Annotated in this window: 27 protein-coding genes; 26 read left to right on the top strand and 1 reads right to left on the bottom strand. The window is 40.0% G+C overall.

Translation table 11 applies throughout. The features are described from left to right. Positions 1-357: 357 nt before the first annotated feature. The 12 genes from rpoE to prmC all read left to right on the top strand — a co-directional run bounded on the left by rpoE (position 358) and on the right by prmC (position 11,728). Positions 358-834, top strand: coding sequence for a DNA-directed RNA polymerase subunit delta (rpoE, locus tag J2R98_RS12695; protein ID WP_307069557.1), 477 nt, complete (start codon positions 358-360; stop codon positions 832-834). A gap of 155 nt (positions 835-989) precedes the next feature. After that, positions 990-2,582: a CTP synthase gene (gene pyrG, locus J2R98_RS12690; RefSeq protein WP_307069555.1), complete on the top strand. Its 1,593-nt coding sequence runs from the start codon at positions 990-992 to the stop codon at positions 2,580-2,582. Between the two features lie 116 nt (positions 2,583-2,698). Continuing rightward, the gene (locus tag J2R98_RS12685) at positions 2,699-3,079 is read left to right on the top strand and encodes a response regulator (RefSeq protein WP_307069554.1); all 381 of its coding nucleotides are present in this window, start codon (positions 2,699-2,701) and stop codon (positions 3,077-3,079) included. A gap of 86 nt (positions 3,080-3,165) precedes the next feature. Then, positions 3,166-3,357: a hypothetical protein gene (locus J2R98_RS12680; RefSeq protein WP_307069552.1), complete on the top strand. Its 192-nt coding sequence runs from the start codon at positions 3,166-3,168 to the stop codon at positions 3,355-3,357. A gap of 73 nt (positions 3,358-3,430) precedes the next feature. Continuing rightward, on the top strand, positions 3,431-4,081 hold the full coding sequence (gene fsa, locus J2R98_RS12675) for a fructose-6-phosphate aldolase (RefSeq protein ID WP_307069550.1): 651 nt from the start codon (positions 3,431-3,433) through the stop codon (positions 4,079-4,081). 82 nt (positions 4,082-4,163) lie between these two features. Next, positions 4,164-5,450 carry a UDP-N-acetylglucosamine 1-carboxyvinyltransferase gene (gene murA / locus J2R98_RS12670; RefSeq protein ID WP_307069548.1) on the top strand — a complete coding sequence of 429 codons (1,287 nt, stop codon included), beginning with the start codon at positions 4,164-4,166 and terminating at the stop codon, positions 5,448-5,450. 38 nt (positions 5,451-5,488) lie between these two features. After that, the gene (gene glpX / locus J2R98_RS12665) at positions 5,489-6,457 is read left to right on the top strand and encodes a class II fructose-bisphosphatase (protein WP_307069547.1); all 969 of its coding nucleotides are present in this window, start codon (positions 5,489-5,491) and stop codon (positions 6,455-6,457) included. Positions 6,458-6,701: 244 nt separating this feature from the next. Further along, positions 6,702-7,964, top strand: a complete 1,263-nt coding sequence (rho, locus tag J2R98_RS12660; RefSeq protein WP_307069566.1) for a transcription termination factor Rho — start codon at positions 6,702-6,704, stop codon at positions 7,962-7,964. A 142-nt stretch (positions 7,965-8,106) separates the two neighbouring features. After that, positions 8,107-8,352 carry a type B 50S ribosomal protein L31 gene (locus tag J2R98_RS12655; protein ID WP_017186215.1) on the top strand — a complete coding sequence of 82 codons (246 nt, stop codon included), beginning with the start codon at positions 8,107-8,109 and terminating at the stop codon, positions 8,350-8,352. Positions 8,353-8,592: 240 nt separating this feature from the next. Then, complete coding sequence (locus J2R98_RS12650; RefSeq protein ID WP_307069564.1) at positions 8,593-9,216, top strand: thymidine kinase; 624 nt, start codon at positions 8,593-8,595, stop codon at positions 9,214-9,216. Between the two features lie 597 nt (positions 9,217-9,813). Next, complete coding sequence (prfA, locus tag J2R98_RS12645) at positions 9,814-10,884, top strand: peptide chain release factor 1 (protein WP_307069546.1); 1,071 nt, start codon at positions 9,814-9,816, stop codon at positions 10,882-10,884. Position 10,885: 1 nt separating this feature from the next. Beyond that, a complete protein-coding gene (gene prmC / locus J2R98_RS12640) occupies positions 10,886-11,728 on the top strand; it encodes a peptide chain release factor N(5)-glutamine methyltransferase (RefSeq protein ID WP_307069544.1) in 843 nt (280 codons plus the stop codon). Between the two features lie 384 nt (positions 11,729-12,112). Here the strand turns inward: prmC and J2R98_RS12635 are convergent, their stop codons facing one another. Beyond that, complete coding sequence (locus J2R98_RS12635; RefSeq protein ID WP_307069542.1) at positions 12,113-12,649, bottom strand: GNAT family N-acetyltransferase; 537 nt, start codon at positions 12,647-12,649, stop codon at positions 12,113-12,115. A 113-nt stretch (positions 12,650-12,762) separates the two neighbouring features. On the opposite strand from J2R98_RS12635, the gene spoIIR reads away from it, so the two are divergent. The 14 genes from spoIIR to atpE all read left to right on the top strand — a co-directional run bounded on the left by spoIIR (position 12,763) and on the right by atpE (position 23,607). Then, on the top strand, positions 12,763-13,353 hold the full coding sequence (gene spoIIR, locus J2R98_RS12630) for a stage II sporulation protein R (RefSeq protein WP_307069540.1): 591 nt from the start codon (positions 12,763-12,765) through the stop codon (positions 13,351-13,353). A 65-nt stretch (positions 13,354-13,418) separates the two neighbouring features. Then, complete coding sequence (locus J2R98_RS12625) at positions 13,419-13,841, top strand: hypothetical protein (protein ID WP_307069538.1); 423 nt, start codon at positions 13,419-13,421, stop codon at positions 13,839-13,841. A 70-nt stretch (positions 13,842-13,911) separates the two neighbouring features. Beyond that, complete coding sequence (locus tag J2R98_RS12620; protein WP_307069535.1) at positions 13,912-14,940, top strand: L-threonylcarbamoyladenylate synthase; 1,029 nt, start codon at positions 13,912-13,914, stop codon at positions 14,938-14,940. A gap of 80 nt (positions 14,941-15,020) precedes the next feature. Then, complete coding sequence (locus J2R98_RS12615; RefSeq protein ID WP_307069533.1) at positions 15,021-15,566, top strand: manganese efflux pump MntP; 546 nt, start codon at positions 15,021-15,023, stop codon at positions 15,564-15,566. Between the two features lie 83 nt (positions 15,567-15,649). Next, complete coding sequence (locus J2R98_RS12610; RefSeq protein ID WP_307069562.1) at positions 15,650-16,084, top strand: low molecular weight protein arginine phosphatase; 435 nt, start codon at positions 15,650-15,652, stop codon at positions 16,082-16,084. After that, positions 16,081-16,521: a ribose 5-phosphate isomerase B gene (gene rpiB, locus J2R98_RS12605; RefSeq protein ID WP_307069531.1), complete on the top strand. Its 441-nt coding sequence runs from the start codon at positions 16,081-16,083 to the stop codon at positions 16,519-16,521. Before J2R98_RS12610 ends, rpiB begins: the two co-directional genes overlap by 4 nt. A gap of 291 nt (positions 16,522-16,812) precedes the next feature. Then, the gene (locus tag J2R98_RS12600; protein ID WP_370872001.1) at positions 16,813-17,361 is read left to right on the top strand and encodes a TIGR01440 family protein; all 549 of its coding nucleotides are present in this window, start codon (positions 16,813-16,815) and stop codon (positions 17,359-17,361) included. A gap of 60 nt (positions 17,362-17,421) precedes the next feature. Then, entirely contained in the window at positions 17,422-18,669 is a 1,248-nt protein-coding gene (gene glyA, locus J2R98_RS12595; RefSeq protein ID WP_307069526.1) for a serine hydroxymethyltransferase, read from the top strand. 138 nt (positions 18,670-18,807) lie between these two features. After that, the gene (upp, locus tag J2R98_RS12590; protein WP_307069524.1) at positions 18,808-19,437 is read left to right on the top strand and encodes a uracil phosphoribosyltransferase; all 630 of its coding nucleotides are present in this window, start codon (positions 18,808-18,810) and stop codon (positions 19,435-19,437) included. 258 nt (positions 19,438-19,695) lie between these two features. After that, complete coding sequence (locus J2R98_RS12585) at positions 19,696-21,816, top strand: S8 family serine peptidase (protein ID WP_307069521.1); 2,121 nt, start codon at positions 19,696-19,698, stop codon at positions 21,814-21,816. Between the two features lie 202 nt (positions 21,817-22,018). Next, the gene (locus J2R98_RS12580) at positions 22,019-22,234 is read left to right on the top strand and encodes an AtpZ/AtpI family protein (RefSeq protein WP_307069519.1); all 216 of its coding nucleotides are present in this window, start codon (positions 22,019-22,021) and stop codon (positions 22,232-22,234) included. Beyond that, positions 22,231-22,620, top strand: coding sequence for an ATP synthase subunit I (locus tag J2R98_RS12575; protein WP_307069518.1), 390 nt, complete (start codon positions 22,231-22,233; stop codon positions 22,618-22,620). Before J2R98_RS12580 ends, J2R98_RS12575 begins: the two co-directional genes overlap by 4 nt. 1 nt (position 22,621) lies before the next feature. Next, positions 22,622-23,344, top strand: coding sequence for a F0F1 ATP synthase subunit A (atpB, locus tag J2R98_RS12570; RefSeq protein WP_307069516.1), 723 nt, complete (start codon positions 22,622-22,624; stop codon positions 23,342-23,344). A 56-nt stretch (positions 23,345-23,400) separates the two neighbouring features. Beyond that, positions 23,401-23,607, top strand: a complete 207-nt coding sequence (gene atpE, locus J2R98_RS12565; protein ID WP_017186789.1) for a F0F1 ATP synthase subunit C — start codon at positions 23,401-23,403, stop codon at positions 23,605-23,607. Positions 23,608-23,614 lie beyond the last annotated feature (7 nt).

Here is a 23,614-nt window from a genome sequence, read left to right as displayed (position 1 = left end):
TACCCATTTTATCCCTCCTCATTGCCCAAAATTAGATTAAATACATTGTAAGCTTTTCCAATTTTGGTGTCCAAAGGATTAAGGGGGCTTAAAAGGTGAGCGCCAGAAAAACTTCACGAGCGCCAAAAAGCCTCCCTCGAACGCCAAATACCAGCCCTCCATAAATCGATCCCTACCTGCACATGTTCCAATCACCCCCCCCCCCCACTAATAAAAATTAAAGTAAATCCACGCTTAAATGATATAATAAAAAATATAGATATAATTTTTGCTTGAATTGACGATAATGTATGATATTCTGTAAACTAGGAAAATAGCTAAAAAAGTTCCTGTTAACTGGGTAAAGGAGTGCTGGTTGTGAGCTTAACAAAGTATAGTAAAGAAGAAGTCAAAGAATTGTCCATGATTGATATTGCTTACGAGATCATGCTAGAAGAAAACCAAGCTAAAAACTTCCAAGATATTTTCAAGCTAGTGGCTGAGGCAAAAGATTATGAAGAGGAAGAAAAACAACAATTTATTTCTCAGTTTTATACAGATTTAAATATTGATGGCCGTTTCCTATCTGTCGGTTCAAACCTTTGGGGACTAAAGCACTGGTATCCGTTCGATCAAACGGTTGAAGATGCATTTGTTGCTGAAGAAAAACCAAAGAAGAAAAAGGCGAAGAAGAAAAAAGCTAAAGAAGAACCAGTCGTTGAAGATGAAGTCCTTCTTGAAGACGATTTAGCGGTTGAACCCGAAGAGTCAGAAGAGTTATTTGAAGACGAGGTTGACACCCTTGAGAAGGATTTAGACAAAGGTGACGAAGACGAAGACGAAGACGAAAAGTAAAAAACGAACTTGACTTTAAATTGACATAGGCGTATTATTCTATGTGGGCTCTCTAAAAATAAACGTAAAGCTCCCGAATTGAATTCGGGAGCTTTTTTTGTTTTTTATAAAGGTTTTAACACACCCTAACGATAGAGAAAGTGAGGCAGAAAAGAATGACGAAGTATATTTTTGTAACAGGTGGAGTAGTTTCATCATTAGGTAAAGGAATCACAGCAGCATCATTAGGTCGCTTATTAAAAAATCGCGGGTTAAACGTGACGATTCAAAAGTTCGACCCATACTTAAATGTTGACCCAGGTACGATGAGTCCGTATCAACACGGTGAAGTGTTCGTCACTGAAGACGGTGCCGAAACAGATTTAGACTTAGGACATTATGAACGTTTCATCGATATTAATTTAAATAAATATAGCAATATCACAACAGGTAAAGTCTATTCATCTGTCATTCGTAAAGAACGTCGTGGCGACTACTTAGGTGGTACAGTCCAAGTCATCCCACACATTACAAATGAAATTAAAGATAAAGTTTATCAAGCAGGAAAAGAAACGAATGCTGATGTTGTCATTACTGAGATTGGTGGTACAGTTGGTGACATTGAAAGCTTGCCGTTTTTAGAAGCGATTAGACAGCTCAAAAGTGATGTTGGTCGTGACAACGTAATGTACATTCACTGTACGTTAGTACCATTTTTAGAAGCGGCTGGTGAGTTGAAGACGAAACCAACACAACACTCAGTAAAAGAGCTACGTTCATTAGGTATTCAACCAGATGTCATCGTTCTAAGAACTGAACGTGAAATTAGTCAAAGCATGAAAGATAAAATTGCGCTATTTTGTGACATTAACGAAAAGGCAGTGATCGAGGCGCGCAACTGTGAAGTGCTGTACGAAGTGGCACTTGAAATGCAAAACCAAGGCTTAGACCAGTTAGCGTGTGACCATTTCGGATTGGATCACCCTGAAGCGGATATGACCGAGTGGAATCAGCTAATCGATCAAGTGAAAAACTTATCGAAAACGACGACAATCGCATTAGTTGGTAAATATGTAGCGTTACAGGATGCTTATATTTCAGTAGTAGAAGCGTTAAAGCATAGCGGTTTTGCTTTCGATTCCGATATTGAAATCAAGTGGGTCAGCTCAGAAGAAGTGACAAAAGACAATGTAGACGAGTACTTAAACGACGTTGATGGTATTTTAGTTCCTGGTGGCTTTGGTGATCGTGCCATTGATGGCAAGATTGAGGCCATTCGTTATGCGAGAGAAAACAAAGTTCCGTTTTTAGGGATTTGTTTAGGCATGCAGTTGGCAACAGTTGAATATGCGCGTAACGTATTAGGGTTAGAAGGTGCACATTCTGCTGAAATCGAACCGTCGACACCATATCCAGTAATCGACCTACTACCAGAGCAAAAAGATGTAGAAGATCTTGGTGGAACGTTACGTTTAGGTGTATACGCATGCCGCTTAGAAGAGGGAACAAATGCATATGACGCTTACAAAGAAGAGTTAGTGTACGAGCGTCACCGTCACCGTTACGAATTTAACAATGAATATCGTGAACAAATGGAAGCTGAAGGGTTTGTATTCTCAGGCCTTAGCCCGGATGGACGTTTAGCAGAGATTATCGAGTTAAAGGATCACCCATGGTTTGTGGCATCACAATTTCACCCAGAATTTAAATCAAGACCAACACGCCCACAACCGTTATTTAAGAAATTTGTCGAACACTGTGTAAAGTAATTGTAATCTGTGAGAAATTTTAGAATTCACAAACAAATTAGTTGAATTGGATTGATTTTCCTACCTTATTCCGTTAAAGTTAAATTAAAAGCAACGGAATAAGGTGATTAAACGTTATGGGAAAATTGAAGGCAGTCGTCATTGACGATGAATCAGGTGTCTCATTATTAATGAAAGAGTTATTAACACAAGACGGCTTTGAAGTGTTCACATTTGCGAATGCAATTGAAGCATTTAAAGTCGTTGAAAATGAACACATTGACATATTTTTCGTAGATTACTTACTTCCAGGCATGAGGGGAGATCACTTCATTCAAGAAATTAGACAACAGGGTCACCAATCTCCTGTAATTCTAATGACGGGACTATCGAAAATGCAAGTTAAAGAAAGTAGTGAATCAACGTATCAAGATGTTTTAGAAAAACCATTTTCAATTAAGGATGTTATGGACTTAATAGATCAGCACGTGAGAAAGCGTCAACACTATAATGTTTAGTTGCGAAATCACGGCACAATTGGTATTCTAATACTATAGATTTTTATTATAAAAAGCATCATGTCATGACATGGGAGGAAACAATTGTGCCTTTTTTATCAAATGGTAAAGATCAAGTCGTACAAGCTGTCCTACAAGGAGCAGAATTGCAAGCATCTACAACAAGTGGTGTTTCTAATAGTGCTGCTCAGCTTTGTTATGGCTTAAGCGCCACACTTATTGATAAAACAAGGGGCTTGTGTCCAGACCAAAAGTATAAAATTATATTCAATGGCTGATCCATTTAACATGGGTTAGCCTTTTCGTGTATGCATGACGATTAAACTAACTCAAAAAGGGGTAAAAAGTGTTATGAAATTTTTTATCGATACAGCAAATATCAATGAAATTAAAGAAGCTAACGCATTAGGAGTTTTATCAGGTGTTACGACAAACCCATCACTAGTTGCTAAAGAAGGCGTCTCTTTCCACGACCGTCTAAAAGAAATTACACAAGAAGTAACAGAAGGTTCAGTAAGTGCGGAAGTTATTTCTGAAGATGCTGAAGGAATGTTGAAGGAAGCAGAAGAATTAGTGAAAATCGCTCCAAACATTACGATTAAGCTTCCGATGACACTTGAAGGTTTGAAAGCGTGTAAATCGTTAACTGACCAAGGTGTGAAAACGAACGTGACACTAGTATTCTCTGCAAATCAAGCTTTACTTGCAGCACGTGCTGGTGCGACATACGTTTCACCATTTTTAGGACGATTAGATGACATGGGACAAAACGGGTTAAACTTAATTGAAGAAATTGCACAAATCTTTGATATTCATGGTATTGATACAGAGATTATCGCTGCGAGTGTCCGCCACCCAATGCACGTATCTGAAGCTGCTTTACGCGGTGCTCATATTGCAACGATTCCATTCGGTGTCATCCAACAGTTAGTGAAACACCCATTAACAGATCAAGGCATTGAGAAGTTTTTAAACGATTGGGAAAAAGCTAACCAAGAATGATTATTGAAAAAGCGCACATACTACAACTAGACGAAGCAACACGAACGTATACGACCATAACATTGTGACGAGGGGTATTCGTATGGAAAAATTACTAATCGAAGGAGGCCACCAATTAAATGGAGAAGTTCGGATAAGTGGAGCGAAAAATAGCGCAGTAGCTTTACTGCCAGCGACGATCTTAGCCGAATCAGAAGTAACAATTGAAGGCCTTCCGAATATTTCTGACATTCAAATATTAAAAGAACTGCTACGTGATATCGGAGGTGACGTGTCCCAAGACGGTGATGAAGTCACGATTGATTCATCAGAAATGGTGGCAATGCCGTTACCTAATGGACGTGTGAAGAAATTGCGTGCCTCCTATTATTTCATGGGTGCCATGCTTGGTCGCTTTAAAAAGGCGGTAATCGGTTTACCAGGTGGGTGTGACCTAGGCCCACGTCCGATTGACCAACATATTAAAGGTTTTGAAGCTTTAGGGGCTGAAGTAACGAACGAACAAGGTGCGATCTACCTAAAAGCAGACGAACTAATTGGAGCAAAAATTTACCTCGATGTCCCAAGCGTTGGTGCGACGATTAACATCATGCTCGCAGCTGTACGGGCAAAAGGTAAAACGACGATTGAAAACGTGGCTAAAGAACCTGAAATTATTGATGTTGCAACGTTACTGAATAGTATGGGTGCGAATATTAAAGGTGCAGGTACCGATGTGATTCGAATTGAAGGTGTTGATTCATTAAACGGTTGCCAGCATACGATTATACCTGACCGAATTGAAGCTGGAACTTACACGATCTTAGCAGCTGCAAAAGGCGAAGAAGTATATATTGATAACGTCATCCCCACACACCTAGAATCGTTAACAGCCAAGCTCCGTGAGATGGGCGTTGAGATAGAAGAAGGAGCAGATTATTTAGTTGTTCGAGGTAATCGTGAACTTTCTAGTGTCGATATAAAAACGCTAGTATACCCAGGATTCCCAACTGATTTACAACAACCTTTTACAGCTTTACTAACACAAGCGCATGGAACAAGTATTGTAACCGATACGATTTATCAAGCGCGTTTTAAACATATTGATGAGCTACGACGAATGAATGCGAATATAAAAGTAGAAGGAAGCTCTGCAGTCATAACTGGCAAATCACCTTTAGAAGGTGCAAAAGTAAAAGCGAGCGATTTACGTGCGGGCGCATGCTTAGTCATAGCAGGTCTTATGGCTGATGGGATTACAGAAGTTGTTGGCATTAATCATATTGAACGTGGTTATGACGAATTAACCGAAAAGCTTAAAAATTTAGGTGCAAATGTCTGGCGCGAACAATTGACTGATGAAGATAAAAGAATGTTCCAAAACGCATAAAACGATAAGGGATTAGAGAAAACGGGGAGGACATAACGATGGAAAGAAGTTTATCAATGGAAATTGCACGTGTGACAGAAGCGGCTGCCTTAGCATCAGCACGATGGATGGGTCGTGGAGAGAAAGAAGAAGCAGACGGTGCAGCAACAGAAGCAATGCGTACAGTATTTGATACAGTTCCAATGAAAGGAACTGTTGTAATCGGTGAAGGGGAAAAAGACGAAGCTCCGATGTTATACATAGGAGAAGAAGTAGGGCTTGGCGAAGGTCCTGAAGTAGACATTGCTGTTGACCCAGTTGAAGGAACTAATATCGTAGCATTAGGTACGTGGAATGCACTTTGTGTAGTTGGTATTGCAAATCGTGGCCGCTTACTTCACGCACCAGATATGTACATGGAGAAGATTGCAGTCGGACCAGAATCAGTTGGCAAAGTTGATTTAGATGCCCCTGTTGAACAAAATTTAAAAGCAGTTGCAGAAGCTAAAGGTAAAGACATCGAGGATATCGTCGTCGTTGTATTAAACCGCCCGCGTCACGATCAATTAATTAAAGAAATCCGAAAAGCAGGCGCACGTATTAAGTTGATTCCTGACGGTGATGTTGCAGCTTCAATTAATGCGGCATTTGATCATACAGGTGTTGACGTTTTAATGGGTGTCGGTGGTGCACCTGAAGGCGTTTTATCAGCAATTGGTTTAAAAGCACTTGGTGGAGAAATCCAAGGCCGACTAAAACCAGTTGATGAAGAACAAGAAGAACGTTGTCGTAAGATGGGCATTGAAGATGTTAATCGTGTGTTAAAGATGGATGACCTATGTGGTGGTGATGATGCCATTTTTGCTGCAACTGGCATTACAGACGGTGAATTGTTACAAGGTGTTCAATTTAGAGGCGATAAAGCAACGACAGAAACAGTTGTTATGCGTGCCAAATCAGGAACCGTTCGTTTCATCGATGGGACACATAGCTTGAAGAAAAAGCCAGATCTCGTCATCAAAGATTAAAAAATGTCTATAATGAAACTAAGGCTGTAGTCGACTGACTCAGCCTTAATTTCATTATATGTAATCGTATTCCAACAGAGAAACTTGCGCAGTCCTCTTAAACACGATACAATATAGAAGCTATACCCCGAGTGAAAAACAATTCTTCTCAAAGAATAAAGACAATCCCGATTTTTATTTTCCTAATTAAGAATTAAACATAATGTAAAAATTAATAAAGCGTGGTGTTTTTGTGTCAAAGACAATGACGATTGCAGAATTAGAAACGAAGACGCTAAAAGATTTGTATGCTTTAGCGCGTGATTTAGGCGTTTCTTACTATGCAAAATTAAACAAAAAAGAATTAATATTTGCGATTTTAAAAGCGCAAACAGAAAAAGACGGTAAACTATTCGTAGATGGTGTATTAGAAATTATTCAATCAGAAGGTTTCGGATTTTTACGTCCGATTAACTATGCACCGAGCGCTGAAGATATTTATATTTCAGCATCTCAAATTCGTCGTTTTGACCTTCGTAATGGTGACTTAGTATCAGGTAAAGCAAGACCACCAAAAGAAAATGAACGTTACTTCGGTTTATTACACGTAGATGCGGTAAACGGTGATGATCCTGAAAGTGCAAAAGAACGAATTCACTTTCCTGGTTTAACAGCCCTATACCCTGATCGAAAAATGCATTTAGAGACGACTCGCAACCTTTTATCAACTCGTATTATTGATATGATGGCTCCAGTCGGCTTTGGTCAGCGTGGCTTAATTGTCGCACCACCTAAAGCTGGTAAAACCCAAATTATAAAAGAAGTTGCCAACAGTGTGTCTGAAAACCACCCAAACTCGAAGCTCATTATTTTACTTATTGATGAAAGACCAGAAGAGGTAACAGATATTGAGCGTTCTGTTGCAGACAATGTTGACGTTGTAAGCTCGACATTTGATGAAGTACCAGAAAATCATATTAAAGTGTCAGAACTTGTATTAGACCGTGCGATGCGCTTAGTAGAGCATAAGCAAGATGTTATTATTCTAATGGATAGTATTACACGTCTAGCACGTGCCTACAACTTAGTCATCCCACCAAGTGGACGAACTTTATCAGGTGGTATTGACCCAGCTTCATTCCACCGTCCGAAACGCTTCTTCGGTGCAGCACGTAACATTGAAGAAGGTGGAAGCCTAACTGTACTAGCTACGGCATTAGTCGATACAGGTTCACGTATGGATGATGTTATTTACGAAGAGTTTAAAGGAACAGGTAATATGGAGTTACACTTAGATCGTAGCATGGCTGAACGACGGATCTTCCCAGCTATTGATGTACTACGTTCAGGCACGCGTAAAGAAGAACTACTTATGCCGAAAGAACAGCTTGATAAGACGTGGGCGATTCGTAAAACAATGCAAGACCAACATGATTTCTTAGATAGATTTTTACGTCGACTACGCTCTTCTAAGACGAATGAAGAGTTCTTCAAAATCATGGGCGATGAAATGAAAGGCAAGAACTAAGTTTGTCTAAAACACCTTGCAAAATAAATACCGAGTTGGTATAATCACTCTGTATGACTTGAAGAAGTTAGCTCCCGTCTTTAGACGGTTTTAAATCAACTCTGATTCCACAAAGGATTCAGGGCAAGGAGGAGTGTTAATCATGAAGGAAGGTATTCACCCGGAATATCGTAAAGTTGTATTTTTAGATACAAGCTCTGATTTCAAATTCCTAAGCGGCTCAACAATGGAGTCTGAAGAGACAATTGAATGGGAAGACGGTAATACGTACCCATTAATTCGTGTTGAAATCAGTTCTGCTTCACACCCGTTCTACACAGGTAAGCAAAAAGCTGACAAAGTTGGTGGCCGTGTAGACCGATTCAAGAAAAAGTACAACATGTCATAATACTGGCAATTCAACACAAGGAGCTGACCGTTCAACTCAGCTAAACACCATATTAGATTATATAATTTTATATCATCTATGTTGTGGTGCTTGGCTTGTACGGTCGGCTTTTTTTATTTTTTATAAAAACAGCAATTATATTTGTTTATATTAAGGGTAACCCATTAACAAATGGGCGCCATTTTTTATTATTCTCTATGCAAAATTTGTAAAAGATTGTTAAACGAGGTGCTGAATATGATGTATGTGATGAAACATAGCGGTTGGATTGAAGTAATCTGTGGCAGTATGTTTTCAGGGAAATCAGAAGAATTAATTCGTCGTGTTCGCCGTGCTACATACGGTAATTTAAATGTTCGTGTTTTTAAACCAGCAATTGATAATCGTTACGATGACGAATCAGTCGTCTCACACAACGGCAACTCGATTATTGCTCGACCGATCGATGATATTAGTGAGATATTAGACCAAATTGATGACCAAGTTGACATTGTCGGAATTGATGAAGTTCAATTTTTTAGTGAAAATGTCGTTGATATTGTTCAACATTTAGCTGACCGTGGTATACGTGTCGTCGTAGCTGGATTAGACCAAGATTTCCGCGGTGAACCATTTGGCTCGTTACCACAGCTATTAGCTCTAGCTGAAAACGTGACAAAACTCAATGCCATTTGCCCAATTTGCGGCTCACCCGCAAGTCGTACTCAACGGTTAATTGATGGCAAACCAGCATCTTATGATGATCCCGTTATTTTAGTCGGAGCATCTGAATCATACGAACCGCGCTGTCGTCACCACCATGAAGTACCCAACCACCCAAGACTCGGAACAAGCGTTTCATCAACCCATTCAAAAGAATATTAAGAGTATGTGGGAAGATTGTTAAGTACTACGTCAATAGGCGAATGATTGATGAATTGCTGTGTGAAGCAGTAACTAGCGGAATTAAAATGCGAAGACTCTTACGGGAGCAAAGACCAGGGTGAGACCCCACCGGATGCACCTGCGTCTTCTAGCTAATCTTCGAAGCAGGCTTCCTCGGTGCAAAGCACAAGGAGGTCACTCGAAGTAGTACTTGGCTCACCAGCCGTCCTTGCAAAGAAAACACTGCGACAAACGACCGTAGGGAGTTTGAGCAGATGTTGCACTTGTGCCCTGTGGGTAAAAGCGAAGCATATTGATGGAGCGGTAATTAAAAGACAAACCCGAGCGAATTCAAGTTCTGATTTCGTTCGGGTTTTATGTAGTTGCGAATAATTTAGATTCAATTTGTTTATTAGAACTTCTCAATCAAACGTTTGATTAAGAGACAAAATTACATAAATCACCCATATTCCTTCATACTAATTTTAAAGATTTCTCTCGGTAAAAACTTTATAGCCCTGCAACATAAATTTTTTAACTCTTTATGGTATGATATAATATGAGTAATAAACAGAATAGTTAGAGGTGGACGTTAATATGTTCGATAAATTACAAAACCTTGAGGACCGTTACAACCAGTTAACCGACTTACTAATGGATCCTGAAGTCATTAATGATTCCAATAAATTACGCGAATACTCAAAAGAACAATCCGAATTACAAGAGATTGTAGAAAAGTATCGCCATTATAAAGAAATCACACAACAAATTGAAGATGCGAAAGTCATCTTATCTGATGAATCTGACGAAGATATGGTTGAGATGGCTAAAGAAGAATTAGAAGAGCTACAACCCCAAATTGAGCCGTTAGAACAAGAAATGAAGCTACTACTTGTTCCAAAAGACCCGAACGATGATAAAAACGTTATTATGGAAGTTCGTGGTGCTGCTGGAGGAGATGAAGCGGCATTATTTGCAGGAGACTTATACCGTATGTATTCTCGCTATGCAGAAACACAAGGTTGGCGTATAGAAGTTATTGAGTCTCATGAAGCAGATGTTGGTGGTTATAAAGAAATTATCTTTATGATCAATGGTAAAGGTGCTTTCTCACGATTGAAATATGAGAATGGTGCTCACCGTGTACAACGTGTTCCAGACACGGAGTCAGGTGGTCGAATCCATACGTCAACAGCAACTGTTGCCGTTTTACCTGAAGCAGAAGAAGTGGAAATTGACATTAACGAAAAAGACATTCGTGTAGACACATTTGCTTCAAGCGGACCTGGAGGCCAAAGTGTTAATACAACCATGTCAGCTGTTCGTTTAACACACGATCCTACTGGTGTTGTTGTATCATGTCAGGACGAAAAATCTCAAATTAAAAACAAAGAAAAAGCGATGAAAGTTCTACGTGCACGTATTTATGAAATGTATCAAAAAGAACAACAAGATGAACTAGATGAAAACCGTAAGTCAGCGGTTGGTACGGGTGATCGTTCTGAACGTATTCGTACGTACAATTACCCACAAAACCGTGTGACAGATCACCGTATCGGCTTAACAATTAATAAGTTAGACCAAATTGTTGAAGGTAAGATTGATGAGATCGTTGAAAGGTTAACGATTGAAGAACAAACGTCTAAATTAGAAGAAATCGGTGAATAAGATGACAAAGCGAACAGTAAGGGAAGCCCGCATGTGGGCTTCTTCTTTTTTAAAAGAACATAATCGTGAAGAGCGTGTTGCAGAACTGTTATTACGTTATTTGTTAGAAGTCAATCAAGCTCAATTCCTTGCGATGCAAACTGACTTAGTTGACCCACACATTGAGCACGAATTCATATCATGGATTAAAGAACACGCTGAAACAGGTAAACCAATCGAACATTTTACTAACGAAGCCGAATTTTATGACAGGTCTTTTTATGTAGACAACCGTGTACTTATTCCTAGGCCTGAAACTGAAGAATTGATTGTAGCGTTATTAAACGAAGTGAAAAATCCGAAGACGGTTGTTGATTTAGGGACAGGAAGTGGCATCATAGCTATTACGCTAAAGAAAGAATGGCCAGAAGCCAAAGTCTATGCGTCTGACCTATCTGAAGAAGCATTGTCTGTAGCACATATTAACAGTCAAAAGTTAAGTGCAGACGTTCAATTTGAAGAAGGTGATTTTTTAAAACCATTTATTAATGAAGGCATTGCACCAGATGTCGTCGTTTCAAACCCGCCCTATATTCCCTATGCCGAAAAGGAACATTTATCGGAGACTGTTTCGTTCCACGACCCTGCACAAGCGCTCTTTGCAAAAAATGAGGGCCTTGCCGCTTATGAAACCATTATAAACCAAGTGATGCAGTTACCACGAAATCCTCAGTTAACGGCATTTGAAATTGGTTTTGATCAAGGTGAAACGGTACCTAATTTAATTAAAAAATTTGATCCGAACGCAAAAGTGAAAGTAATTCAAGACATTAATGGGAAAGATAGAATTATTTTATGGAAGTAAAAAATGAAGGTAGATGAAACCTTAAAGTGTTGTGAGGCGAGAATTTATGATAGTTCATTAGATAAGCAGTAATCGAGCGGAATCAAAGTGTGAATACTCCTAAGGGAACAGCACGAGTCTCGAGACCCCCCGCAGAGGCGCACAAGGATGTGGGTCACTTCGGCGTTCGGACAGGACGTCCGGTACTTAGCCGATGTTCCTTTGTTTGCCGAGTGATGCACCTGTGTCTTCTAGCTATGCTTCGAAGCAGGATTCCTCGGTGCAAAGCATAAGAAGGTTAGTCGAAGTAGTTGCTTGGCTCGAGCCGTGCCCTAGGAAAGCGAAGTATTTTGATGGAGCGGAGTTTAAAAGGTAATCTCGAAAAAGTTAAATTTTAATCTCTTTTCACCACTCTTTTTTCAACACCCCATAAACAACATGATCGACATAAACACCATAAATATTTTCAGCAGCACGAATCGTTCCTTCTTCTGTGTATCCTAATCGTTCAGGTATCGCACGACTTTTAACGTTTTCTGAAGCAGCTCGAATTTCAACTTTGTTCATGTTCAAATAGTTAAAAGCGTAATCAGTTAAAGCTTTTGACACTTTCGTTATAATCCCATTGCCTTGGTAACCTTCACCTAACCAGTAACCGATCTTTGCGATATGATTGGACTGATCGAGCTTGTTGAAGCCAGCAATGCCAACGACTTCGTTTCGGAAAACAATCACAGCATGTAACCCACTATTTTCAGTAAAACTTTTCTTTGCCATTTCAATGAATCCCATCGTGTCCTCTTGATTTTGAATGTTATCAACCCAATTCAACCATTCTCTTAAATAGTCGCGACCTTCATTCGTTAATTGATATATCGCATTACAATCACCTTCATCGATGAGTCGTAAGTATAGGTTGTCATCAATGTCATAAGTAAACATCTTTTCACTCCTAAGCTTTTTAAGTATTCTAACATTTTTAATAGAAGCATGTATATCTTTTGCCTCTCGAGTTAATAATGGGATTAATAGATTAAGAGAAAGGTTTGAGGGGCATGCGTTACATTATTGTTGGTTTGTTAGTTGTGGTTATGATACAAGTGTTTTTTACAGAAAGTATAGCAGAACAACAAGACGATACAGGTTATGTTGTTATTCCAGATGAAGCGATTCGCCTTCGTATATTGGCTGATTCTAATGAGGAAGAAGCTCAAGCAGTAAAAGATCAAGTTCGTGATGAAGTAAATGAACAAATTACTGAGTGGGTCGAGGAATTAACGTCAATTGAAGTGGCTAGAGAAACTATTATTGACAATCTACCAAAGATAGAAGAGATCGTAGCTGACGTGACAGGTGATGACGATTTTACGGTTGAGTTCGGTGATATTCAATTCCCTGATAAAGTGTATGACCGTTTTGTATATCCTGGTGGTGAGTATGAAGCGATTTTAATTACGTTAGGGTCAGGTGAAGGTGACAATTGGTGGTGTGTCTTGTTTCCGCCGTTATGTTTCGTTGAGTTTGCAGACGGTACAACGGTGCTAGAACACGACGATGAAGAAGAAGTAGAGTTAGAAGAAGAACAAGAAGCCGAAGTTAGCTTTTTTCTATGGGATTGGCTAAAGAATTTGTTAGGAATTTCATAGATTTGTTCATAATCAATCATTTTCCTTCATAGCTTAATAGAGAAAAAGGCTAGGAGGCGAATGTAATGATTAAAGTCGTGCATATGAATGATGTGTCTGAATTAGAATATGAACAGTTTTTTAAAGAAGGACATGCTAAAGATCAAAAACCACAGGAAGATTGGGCGAAAGAATACGGTTACTTTTTAGAACTAGAAGGTCAAAGAATTGGATATTTCGTTTTATACCCTGTTAAAAATGGCGTTTGGTTAAGAAAATTACTCATGAAAGAACAAGCGAATCCTGCACTTATTATTATGACGTTTGAATGGATCTCAGAATACGCTCAACGTGTTGGACATGAAAAGTTATTTGCGCACGTAGACGATCCCAATCGAGAAACATTATTTGAAATGAACCATTTTAAAAAAATATCACAATCGCCGTATCCAGAAGTTAATTTAGACGGTAATTGGTTTGAGAAATTATTAATCGTTAATGCTGAATAAGTTGTTTGCACTTTTGCACTTTTCCTTCCATAATAATAGAAGCTAACTTAAGAGTAGAAGGAGAACGGCAATGGAGACGATTTGTTGGAAAGTAGACGAAGGTGAACAACTTCAAAATCATCCATATATAATAGAGGCAGCGAAGTATTTGAGTCATGGGAAAACAGTTGCTTTTCCGACAGAAACAGTATATGGCTTAGGTGCTGATGCAACAGATGAACAAGCGGTACAAGCTATTTTTGACGCTAAAGGTAGACCAGCTGATAACCCGTTAATCGTTCACGTCGGAAAGCGAAATGTCATTGAGCAATATGTGACTGCTATTTCGGCGAAAGCACAGCAATTAATCGATGCTTTTTGGCCAGGGGCTTTAACGATCATTTTACCGTCAAAAGGTGGATTGGCAAGTAATGTTACCTCAGGCCTTACGACAGTCGGTGTTAGAATGCCTGATCATCCGGTTGCCTTAGCGTTGTTGCAAGAAGCGGCTATTCCAGTGGCTGCACCGAGTGCCAACAGTTCAGGTAAACCAAGTCCGACGTCGCATGAGCATGTTTTACAAGATTTGAATGGTAAAATTAATGGAGTTGTCGACGGTGGACAAACGGGTGTTGGTGTTGAATCGACTGTAATTGATTGCACGTTAGACGTCCCGATGATTTTACGCCCAGGTGGTGTCACACAAGCGGAGATTGAAGCGGTAATCGGTGCTGTCGACCTCGCCCCATCATTAGTAAAAGGTGACGATGCCCCTCGCTCACCTGGTATGAAATATAAACATTACGCCCCAGACTGCCCAATATGGGTTGTTGCAGGCAGTAGTCATGATATGCGTGAAGTAATTGAACAGCAAGAGTTTGAAGGGAAGCGAGTTGGCTTAATGATCAGTGACGAACGAGCTGAAGAATTAGGTTTGCCGACTGACTTAAATCTAGGAAGTCGTGACAATTTAACCGAAGTGACAAGGCGTTTATATCATACGTTGCGTAAAGTCGATACATTACAATACGACGTCGTTTTAGCGGAGTCTTTTTCAAAAGAAGGAATTGGTGAAGCTTTGATGAATCGTCTAGAAAAAGCGGCGACTAAAATTATATAATAGACAATCACGCTCATCTTCTAAAATCGTTTGGACATGCATACATTGAAATAGTATGTCCGAGCATAGGAGGAACGAGCGTGATTTCTTTTTATGAAAGCTTAACCCCTTTTTTATTAATCGCTTTTGCAATCGGCATGGATGCATTTTCTGTCAGCATGTCTGTAGGGCTAATGCGCCAACGTTTACGTATGTTAGCCTTTTTTATTGGACTAGTTGGGTTATTTCACATTATAATGCCACTTCTCGGTATGGGACTTGGAAACTATTTATCACACCAACTCGGCGCCATTGCACAAATCATCGGCGGCTGGATGTTAATTATGATTGGTGTACAAATGGCGATCGCGACGTTTTTTGAAAAAGATATGCAAAGGTACGTTGGCTACATGAGCTTATTTATCCTTGCTTTTACTGTCAGTTTGGACAGCTTTTCTGTCGGGATTACGATCGGGATGTTAGGCATTAACTTATTCGTAGTTGTCATTATGTTTGGTATTATTAGCATGCTTTGTTGTTGGGCTGGAATTATGTTGGCGCAACAAGGCGAGCGTTTTTTAGGTCGATACTCAGAGGCGTTCGGCGGCATTGTGTTAGTGATCATTGGTATACAAATGGTTTGGTAAAACAAATGACAAGATGACAAATATCGAGTAAAATGGAACTAGAGTAGAAGCCAAAGTTGCAGGAGGGAATCTAGTTGCAGCGAGTGTTATTTGTTTGTACAGGAAATACGTGCCGCAGCCCAATGGCAGAAGCGGTAATGAAGCATAAATATCCTCATTTTGATGTACAATCTGCTGGCATGTTTGCAGGTTATGGCCAACGAGCAAATGACCATGCGAAGCAAGCGCTTGAAAATAAAGGTATTACATGCCATCACACATCTCAACCAGTGACACGTGAGTTGCTTAGTTGGGCGGATTTAATTTTAACGATGACAGATGGACATAAACAATCGATCAAGCTAGAATATACAAGCTTCGATGATAAGTTGTTTACGTTAAAAGAATTCGTCAATGATGAAGGCGACTTAGACATCGTTGATCCAATTGGGTTAAGCGTTGAGACGTATGAGCATACATTGCAAGAAATAGAGAAATATATTGACCAAATGGTTGAAAAGCAGGAGGGAAATTCATGAGAGTAATTATCGCATCAGACCACGGTGGTATTAATTTACGTAACGAAATCATATCACTATTAGAAGAGATGAACATTAACTATGAAAATATCGGCTGTGATTGTGAAGGATCTGTCGATTATCCAGATTATGGTATTCCAGCAGCTGAACGTGTTGCAGACGGAGAGTTTGACTACGGTATTTTAGTTTGCGGCACAGGGATCGGCATGACGATCTCAGCTAATAAAGTAAAAGGCGTTCGTTGCGCTTTAGTACACGATGTCTTCAGTGCAAAAGCAACACGTCAACACAATGACGCAAACGTGATCGCACTAGGCGAACGTGTCGTTGGACCAGGATTAGCCCGCGAAATCGTGTCGCACTTCTTAACTGAAGAGTATGAAGGTGGACGTCACGCTAATCGCGTCGAAAAAATTAAAGCATATGAAGAACAATAATGATAAAGGAATCGTCGGATGAAAAGTCCGGCGATTTTTTATAGAGTTTTGGTGGAAGATGATGGATTATCAGCGAAAATTTTATTATTCCGGCGATTTTTTCGATATTCCGGCGAAAATCTCATTATTCCGGCGAAAATCAAAATAATCCGGCGAAACGGTGCCATAATCCGGCGAACGCCGAATTATTCACCCCTGGATAACTTTTTCAACAGTCCAAGCAGAAAGCATATACCTTTATCAGTCTTTTTGTTATACTTTAAATAGATGTTTTCCTCGTAAATTGGAGGGATGGTTATGACATTACAAAAGCTACAACAAGACTTTCATAAGATCATGACCGATTGGAAGCAATCTAATGTCGTTAAAAGCGGGCAAGTAATGGTCGTCGGCTGTTCAACGAGTGAAATTGCAGGTGAAACAATCGGCTCAGCTGGAAGTACTGAAATTGCTGAAGTGTTGCACACACAGTTGAAAGCGTTTCAACAAGAGATGGACGTGTATGTCGTCTATCAATGTTGCGAACATTTAAACCGCGCCATTGTTATGGAGCGAGCGTTACAACAAAAGCTAGGCATAGATGAAGTAAGCGCCGTACCACACCCAGCTGCAGGAGGGTCTATGGCAGCATATGCTTATGGAAAAATGGACGACCCTGTTTTAGTCGAGCACATCAAGGCGGATTTAGGCATGGATATTGGTGACACGTTGATTGGAATGCACTTAAAACACGTCGCAGTCCCAATGCGCTTTTCTAAAAAATCACTCGGCGATGCTCATGTAACATTTGCTTACACGCGCCCGAAATTAATCGGTGGAAACCGCGCAATCTACCAATAAACTAATAACCTAGTAAAAGTGCCATTTGGCTCAATATAAATACATAGGGAGGCTTTACATATGACACATTTGCACAACCAATTAAACGAAGTAGACCCAGAAATGCTAGAAGCGATTAACAAAGAGAAAAACCGTCAACACGACAAAATTGAACTCATTGCTTCTGAAAACTTTGTATCTGAAGCTGTTATGGAAGCGGCAGGCTCTGTTTTAACGAATAAATACGCTGAAGGCTATCCTTCACGTCGTTATTACGGCGGTTGTGAGTATGTCGATATTGCTGAAGACTTAGCGCGCGACCGTGCGAAAGAACTATTTGGTGCAGACCATGCAAACGTTCAGCCTCACTCAGGAGCACAAGCGAATATGGCTGTATACTTCGCTGCACTTAAGCCAGGCGATACCATTTTAGGGATGAACTTAAACCACGGTGGCCACTTAACACACGGTAGCCCGGTAAATTTCAGTGGTAAACTTTACAACGTCGTTGACTATGGTGTTGATGAAAACTCTGAAACAATCGACTACGATGCTGTGTTAGCAAAAGCTAAAGAAGTCGAACCGAAAATGATCGTCGCTGGTGCATCCGCATACCCACGCGAAATCGACTTCAAAAAGTTCCGCGAAATTGCTGATGAAGTAGGCGCGTACCTATTAGTTGATATGGCACACATCGCAGGCTTAGTTGCTGCTGGCTTACACCAAAGCCCAGTACCACACGCACATTTTGTAACGACGACAACACATAAAACGTTACGCGGTCCACGCGGTGGCTTAATTTTATGCCAAGAAGAATTTAAGAAAAAGATCGACAGCAACGTATTCCCAGGTATGCAAGGTGGTCCACTCATGCATATCATCGCTGCAAAAGGTGTAGCGTTTAAAGAAGCGCTAGAGTCATCATTCAAAGACTATTCTCAAAAGGTGATCGACAACGCTAAACGCCTTGGCGAATCGTTGAAAAAAGAAGGTATTCGTTTAGTATCTGATGGGACAGACAACCATCTATTATTACTAGACGTTCGTCCGTTAAATTTAACAGGAAAAGTAGCTGAAGCGGCACTTGATGAAGTCGGTGTTACTACGAATAAAAACACGATTCCCTTTGATCCTGAAAGCCCATTTGTCACAAGCGGTGTTCGAATCGGTACAGCAGCCGTAACATCACGTGGCTTTGGCGACGCAGAAATGGATGAAATTGCATCCATCATTGCTTTTACATTAAATAATCATGAAGATGAAGGCAAATTAGAAGAAGCTAAAGCACGCGTTCAAGCGCTAGCTGACAAGTTCCCAATGTATAAGTAATATAAAAAGTGGTGAGTTAAATCACCACTTTTTGTGTGCTTACATTTAATTAATTTCGCTTATATTAAAAATATAAGTTGCATATAGCGACAGTTTTCGCTACAATTCAAGAGATATTTTAAAAAGGAGCTGTTCGTTTTGGGTAAAGTTTACGTATTTGACCATCCTTTAATTCAACACAAACTCACATACATTCGTGACAAAAATACGGGTACAAAAGCATTCCGCGAGCTCGTCGATGAAGTATCAGCATTAATGATGTTTGAAATTACACGCGAATTACCGTTAGAAGAAGTTGAAGTAGAGACACCAGTCGCTACAGCAAAATCAAACGTCTTAGCAGGTAAGAAGCTAGGGATTATTCCAATCCTACGTGCCGGATTAGGTATGGTTGACGGCATCGTCGATTTAGTTCCAGCAGCGAAAATTGGCCACGTTGGACTTTACCGCGACCCAGAAACATTAATGCCAGTCGAATACTACATCAAGTTACCATCTGACATTCATGAACGTGAATTAATCGTGACCGACCCAATGCTAGCAACAGGTGGTTCAGCGATCGAAGCGATCCACTCATTGAAAAAGCGCGGCGCAACACACATTAGATTAATGTGCTTAATTGCAGCACCAGAAGGCGTTGAAGCCGTACAAGAAGCACACCCTGACATCGACATTTACGTTGCAGGTTTAGACGAAAAACTAAACGAAAAAGGTTACATCATCCCAGGACTAGGCGACGCAGGAGACCGTCTATTTGGAACGAAGTAATTGTTAAAAAAGCAGTAGCCACGAGCTGCTGCTTTTTTCTTTTTAGGAAAGCTTAAATGTCGGACAAAACCCACTTAATGTCGGACGAAGCAGCATAAATGTCGGACAAACTCCACTTAATGTCGGACGTAACGCCATAATTGCCGAACGAACCACACTTAATGTCGAACACGCCCCATTAATCCCGAACAAACCTTCTACATAAAACGCATTGTTTTCCTTTTTTTGTATAAACTAACTTAAATCGGAGGGATTCATATGCGTTTACTCATTTCACTCACATTTTTCATGTTGCTTTTCAGTCAAAATGCAAATCACTCTCACGCAGATGCAGACGTTTGGATCGTTGAAGTGGATGAAAACCCAGAAGTCGTAGTAGAAAATATTGAGCGTGACTATCCTTTTGTTGAGATTTTATATACATATGACACATTGCTTCAAGCAGTAGCGGTAAAAGGTGCTGAGCGTTATATCGAAGAGTTACATCAAGAAGAATGGGTACAACATTACTCAAAAGCTACCACATACACAGCACCGCAAATTCAAAATACGACAAGCCCAACGCAAATGCCTGACTACCATGACAATCAACACCCATACACAGGAAAAGGGGTCAAAATCGGCGTGATCGACACAGGGATTGACTATAACCACCCTGACCTCACCGAAAATTACAAAGGTGGATTTGATGCAGTTGATTTTGACGGGGACCCGATGGAGACAACGGCGGATGAAGGAATGCCGACGAACCATGGGACGCATGTAGCAGGTATTATTGCAGCCAATGGTAATCTAAGAGGTGTGGCACCAGATGCTGAGATTTATGCTTATAGAGCACTTGGGCCAGGTGGTTCAGGCACATCGGCTCAAGTACTAGCGGCATTAGAGCAAGCAGTCAAAGACGGAATGGACATTATAAATCTATCGCTAGGCACTGACGTGAACAGTCCTGATTATCCGATGGCTCAAGCCGTTAACAAAGCATTCGAATTAGGTGCCGTCATTGTTGCCGCTAACGGTAATAGCGGGCCAGAAGATTGGACAGTAGCATCACCCGCAACGGCGAAAAACGCGATTTCTGTCGGCGCAGCTTACACAGAAATCGAACTACCTTTTATTCAAGTGTTCGATGAAGAATCGATTCCAATAAGACCAATCCCGTATAGCGAACCGTGGAACTTTACGCAAAAACACCCAATTGAGCACATTGAAACGTTAGAACAACTACCTTCATCGATCCATGACCGAATCGTCATCATTGAAAAAAAGCATTACCAATACGGTGAAATCGTGAGTGAAATTTCGCAAAAAGGCGCATCTGCCGTCATTATCTACGGCAAAGAAGAAGATGACCCCAACACGTGGGACTGGATCCTCTCGCCATTACCTGTTGCTTATATAACAAAAGAAGAAGCAGAAAAGCTCTTAACTAACGAAACATGGTTAGACACCGTCTATTTAAAAGATGAGAATAATATTGCTTCTTTCAGCGCCCGTGGCCCAGTAACGGCCGATTGGACGATCAAGCCTGACCTCATAGCTCCAGGTGTCGATATTGTTAGCACAGTACCAGATGGATATGCTGCATTCCAAGGGACAAGTATGGCTGCACCTTATGTTGCTGGCGTTTTAGCTTTACTAAAAGAACAAGAGCCTTACGCTAGCCCACAAACGTTAAAAGAAAAATTACTTACCGCAACGACACCATTTGAACAAGATCCAAGCAGTCAAGGTAGTGGGTTTATACAAATGGATAACCTTCCAGATCAACAATACCGAATTGAAAATGAAGCCATAAACTTAGGAAAAGTCACTAATTCAACTAAAAACCATAAACATACATTAACGATTCATAATGAAAGTGAAGAACCATTAAACGTCACTTGGAACATGCCACGAAGACAGAGTGGGTTAAATTGGAATATACCGCTAACGACGACAGTAGAAGGCTTGTCTCAAGTTAATTTTGAAATCGCTATCAATTTTCAACAAAAATTATTAAAAAAGGGTGTTCATGAAGGGTATATTTCATTAGAATTGAATGGTGAGGATAAATATCTTCCTTATTTATTTATCCACGACACAGCAGACTACCCAAGGATTACTGGACTAGAAATCGAAGCACCACCTTTTGACGAAGAAGAGCTGCAAATGAAACTATATATAGCTGAAGAAATTAAAGCGCTTACAATTGAGCTCTTTGACCAAGACTTGGTCAGTCAAGGTGTCGTCTTAGAAAGTGAAAGTATTTCGCAAGGTACGTTTGAAAAGTCACTCAACAAGAAAGACTTAGAAAGTGGTATTTACGAGGCAGTGATTGAGGTTGTTGACGATCAAAATAACACCTTATATCAGTCAAAACAAATAATGATTCCATAAGTCTATAACATTGTCAAAAAGTTGCCTTAAAATCATCACAAAACCAATTGACTTATACAGGGTGCTATTGTATGCTATTTTAGTGTGGAATGGTTAGGTTAAAAGGCGAAAAAAGTTGAAAAAAGTCATCTTTTTTGGTCTATAAAAATCATTCTAATCTTAGTGAATTTGTCTGAAATTCTGTGATAGGTAGGTAAAATTTATGAAGCATCCACTTAGAGGGATGGCGATTACAACCGCGATTCTCAGTCATTTATCAGGCGCGACTATTGTTGGGATTTTTCTCGGCAGGTGGCTTGATGGTTACTTTCAGACAAGTCCTCTTTTTTTATTAGTAGGGTTATTTTTAGGGTTAGCCGCTGGTGTATATGGAACGATTACACTAGTCAATAAGTTATTAGGAGACGACGCATCATGACATATTACAAAATCATGGTCAACCGTCAACGTAAATGGATGCTCTACCTGTTAGCCATTTCAGTTGCAGGTTGGGGATTTACAGACTATGAAACAATCTTCGCTAGTCTTTTTTTTGGACAAGCTATCGGATTTTTTAACTTATACTTAATGCAAAAGAAGATTGACGTAGTCGGAGGAAAAGCGGCTAATAACCAAACAGCGAAGTCGTTTGGAACTGTTTCACGGTTTGCAGGAGCGGCATTACTCGTTGTGGTTGTCTTAAGATTTCCTGAACATTTTCATTTAATCGCTGCCATTGTAGGTTTAATGACACCTTACATTGTCATTATGATAGATTTTATTATCCATCACAAAGAGACTACCACTACGAAAAGGGGTGAATGATGTGGATCACGGTTCTCCTATGATCGAAGATGTCTTTGGGATAAGTTGGCTAGACTTTAACCTATCAAACGTCCTTATGACATTTGTTGCGTCCGTAATTGTTTTCTTAATAGCAGTGATCGCTAGTCGCAACTTGCAACGAAAACCGACGGGATTCCAAAATTTCATGGAATGGGTCGTCGACTTCGTTAAAGGCATGATCTCGAGTACAATGGATTGGAAAACTGGTAAACAGTTTCTTCCGTTGGCAATCACACTACTCATGTACATCTTTATTGCCAATGTTCTTGGTATTATGTTCATGGTAGAATACAACGGTGATTTATGGTGGAAATCGCCAACAGCTGACCCAGGAGTTACGTTAACGCTTGCTGTAATGGTAGTAGCTTTAACACATTATTTTGGGGTTAAGCTTAAAGGTGGTAAAGGTTATGTAAAAGATTTCTTTTCACCAATTCCTATTTTATTTCCATTGAAAATTGTCGAAGAGTTTGCCAATACATTGACGTTAGGTATGCGTCTTTACGGTAATATCTTCGCAGGTGAGGTGCTATTAGCTTTATTAGTTAGTTTAATGGCATCAGGTGCATTGGAAGCAGCAGCAGGTTTCTTACCAATGTTGCTATGGCAAGGATTTAAGCTATTCATTAGTGGTATCCAAGCATTTATTTTCGTTATGTTAGCTATGGTTTATATGTCCCACAAAGTGAGTCATGACCATTAAGCTTTATAGAAAAGATTTAAACAAAATTTATTAGATACTTAGAGGAGGATTATAAAATGGAATTTTTAGCAGCTGCATTAGCGGTAGGTTTAGCGGCACTAGGTGCTGGTATTGGTAACGGTTTAATCGTAAGTCGTACAGTAGAGGGGATCTCACGTCAACCAGAATTACGTGGTGCTCTACAAACAACAATGTTCATCGGTGTTGCCCTAGTAGAAGCGGTACCGATTATCGCGGTAGTTATTGCATTTATGGTTATGTAATAAGTCT

The organism is Alkalibacillus filiformis (assembly GCF_030814115.1).
GTDB lineage: Bacteria > Bacillota > Bacilli > Bacillales > Alkalibacillaceae > Alkalibacillus > Alkalibacillus filiformis.
The sequence above is the reverse complement of the archived record's forward strand: the minus strand, read 5'-3'. Positions and strand labels throughout refer to the sequence as shown.

Excerpts from the sequence above, each read along its gene's own strand:
- pyrG (WP_307069555.1), top strand. The coding sequence starts at position 990 with ATGACGAAGTATATTTTTGTAACAGGTGGAGTAGTTTCATCATTAGGT.
- J2R98_RS12685 (WP_307069554.1), top strand. The coding sequence starts at position 2,699 with ATGGGAAAATTGAAGGCAGTCGTCATTGACGATGAATCAGGTGTCTCA.
- fsa (WP_307069550.1), top strand. The coding sequence starts at position 3,431 with ATGAAATTTTTTATCGATACAGCAAATATCAATGAAATTAAAGAAGCT.
- murA (WP_307069548.1), top strand. The coding sequence starts at position 4,164 with ATGGAAAAATTACTAATCGAAGGAGGCCACCAATTAAATGGAGAAGTT.
- glpX (WP_307069547.1), top strand. The coding sequence starts at position 5,489 with ATGGAAAGAAGTTTATCAATGGAAATTGCACGTGTGACAGAAGCGGCT.
- rho (WP_307069566.1), top strand. The coding sequence starts at position 6,702 with ATGACGATTGCAGAATTAGAAACGAAGACGCTAAAAGATTTGTATGCT.
- J2R98_RS12655 (WP_017186215.1), top strand. The coding sequence starts at position 8,107 with ATGAAGGAAGGTATTCACCCGGAATATCGTAAAGTTGTATTTTTAGAT.
- J2R98_RS12650 (WP_307069564.1), top strand. The coding sequence starts at position 8,593 with ATGTATGTGATGAAACATAGCGGTTGGATTGAAGTAATCTGTGGCAGT.
- prfA (WP_307069546.1), top strand. The coding sequence starts at position 9,814 with ATGTTCGATAAATTACAAAACCTTGAGGACCGTTACAACCAGTTAACC.
- prmC (WP_307069544.1), top strand. The coding sequence starts at position 10,886 with ATGACAAAGCGAACAGTAAGGGAAGCCCGCATGTGGGCTTCTTCTTTT.
- J2R98_RS12635 (WP_307069542.1), bottom strand. The coding sequence starts at position 12,649 with ATGTTTACTTATGACATTGATGACAACCTATACTTACGACTCATCGAT.
- spoIIR (WP_307069540.1), top strand. The coding sequence starts at position 12,763 with ATGCGTTACATTATTGTTGGTTTGTTAGTTGTGGTTATGATACAAGTG.
- J2R98_RS12625 (WP_307069538.1), top strand. The coding sequence starts at position 13,419 with ATGATTAAAGTCGTGCATATGAATGATGTGTCTGAATTAGAATATGAA.
- J2R98_RS12620 (WP_307069535.1), top strand. The coding sequence starts at position 13,912 with ATGGAGACGATTTGTTGGAAAGTAGACGAAGGTGAACAACTTCAAAAT.
- rpiB (WP_307069531.1), top strand. The coding sequence starts at position 16,081 with ATGAGAGTAATTATCGCATCAGACCACGGTGGTATTAATTTACGTAAC.
- J2R98_RS12600 (WP_370872001.1), top strand. The coding sequence starts at position 16,813 with ATGGTTATGACATTACAAAAGCTACAACAAGACTTTCATAAGATCATG.
- glyA (WP_307069526.1), top strand. The coding sequence starts at position 17,422 with ATGACACATTTGCACAACCAATTAAACGAAGTAGACCCAGAAATGCTA.
- J2R98_RS12585 (WP_307069521.1), top strand. The coding sequence starts at position 19,696 with ATGCGTTTACTCATTTCACTCACATTTTTCATGTTGCTTTTCAGTCAA.
- J2R98_RS12580 (WP_307069519.1), top strand. The coding sequence starts at position 22,019 with ATGAAGCATCCACTTAGAGGGATGGCGATTACAACCGCGATTCTCAGT.
- J2R98_RS12575 (WP_307069518.1), top strand. The coding sequence starts at position 22,231 with ATGACATATTACAAAATCATGGTCAACCGTCAACGTAAATGGATGCTC.
- atpE (WP_017186789.1), top strand. The coding sequence starts at position 23,401 with ATGGAATTTTTAGCAGCTGCATTAGCGGTAGGTTTAGCGGCACTAGGT.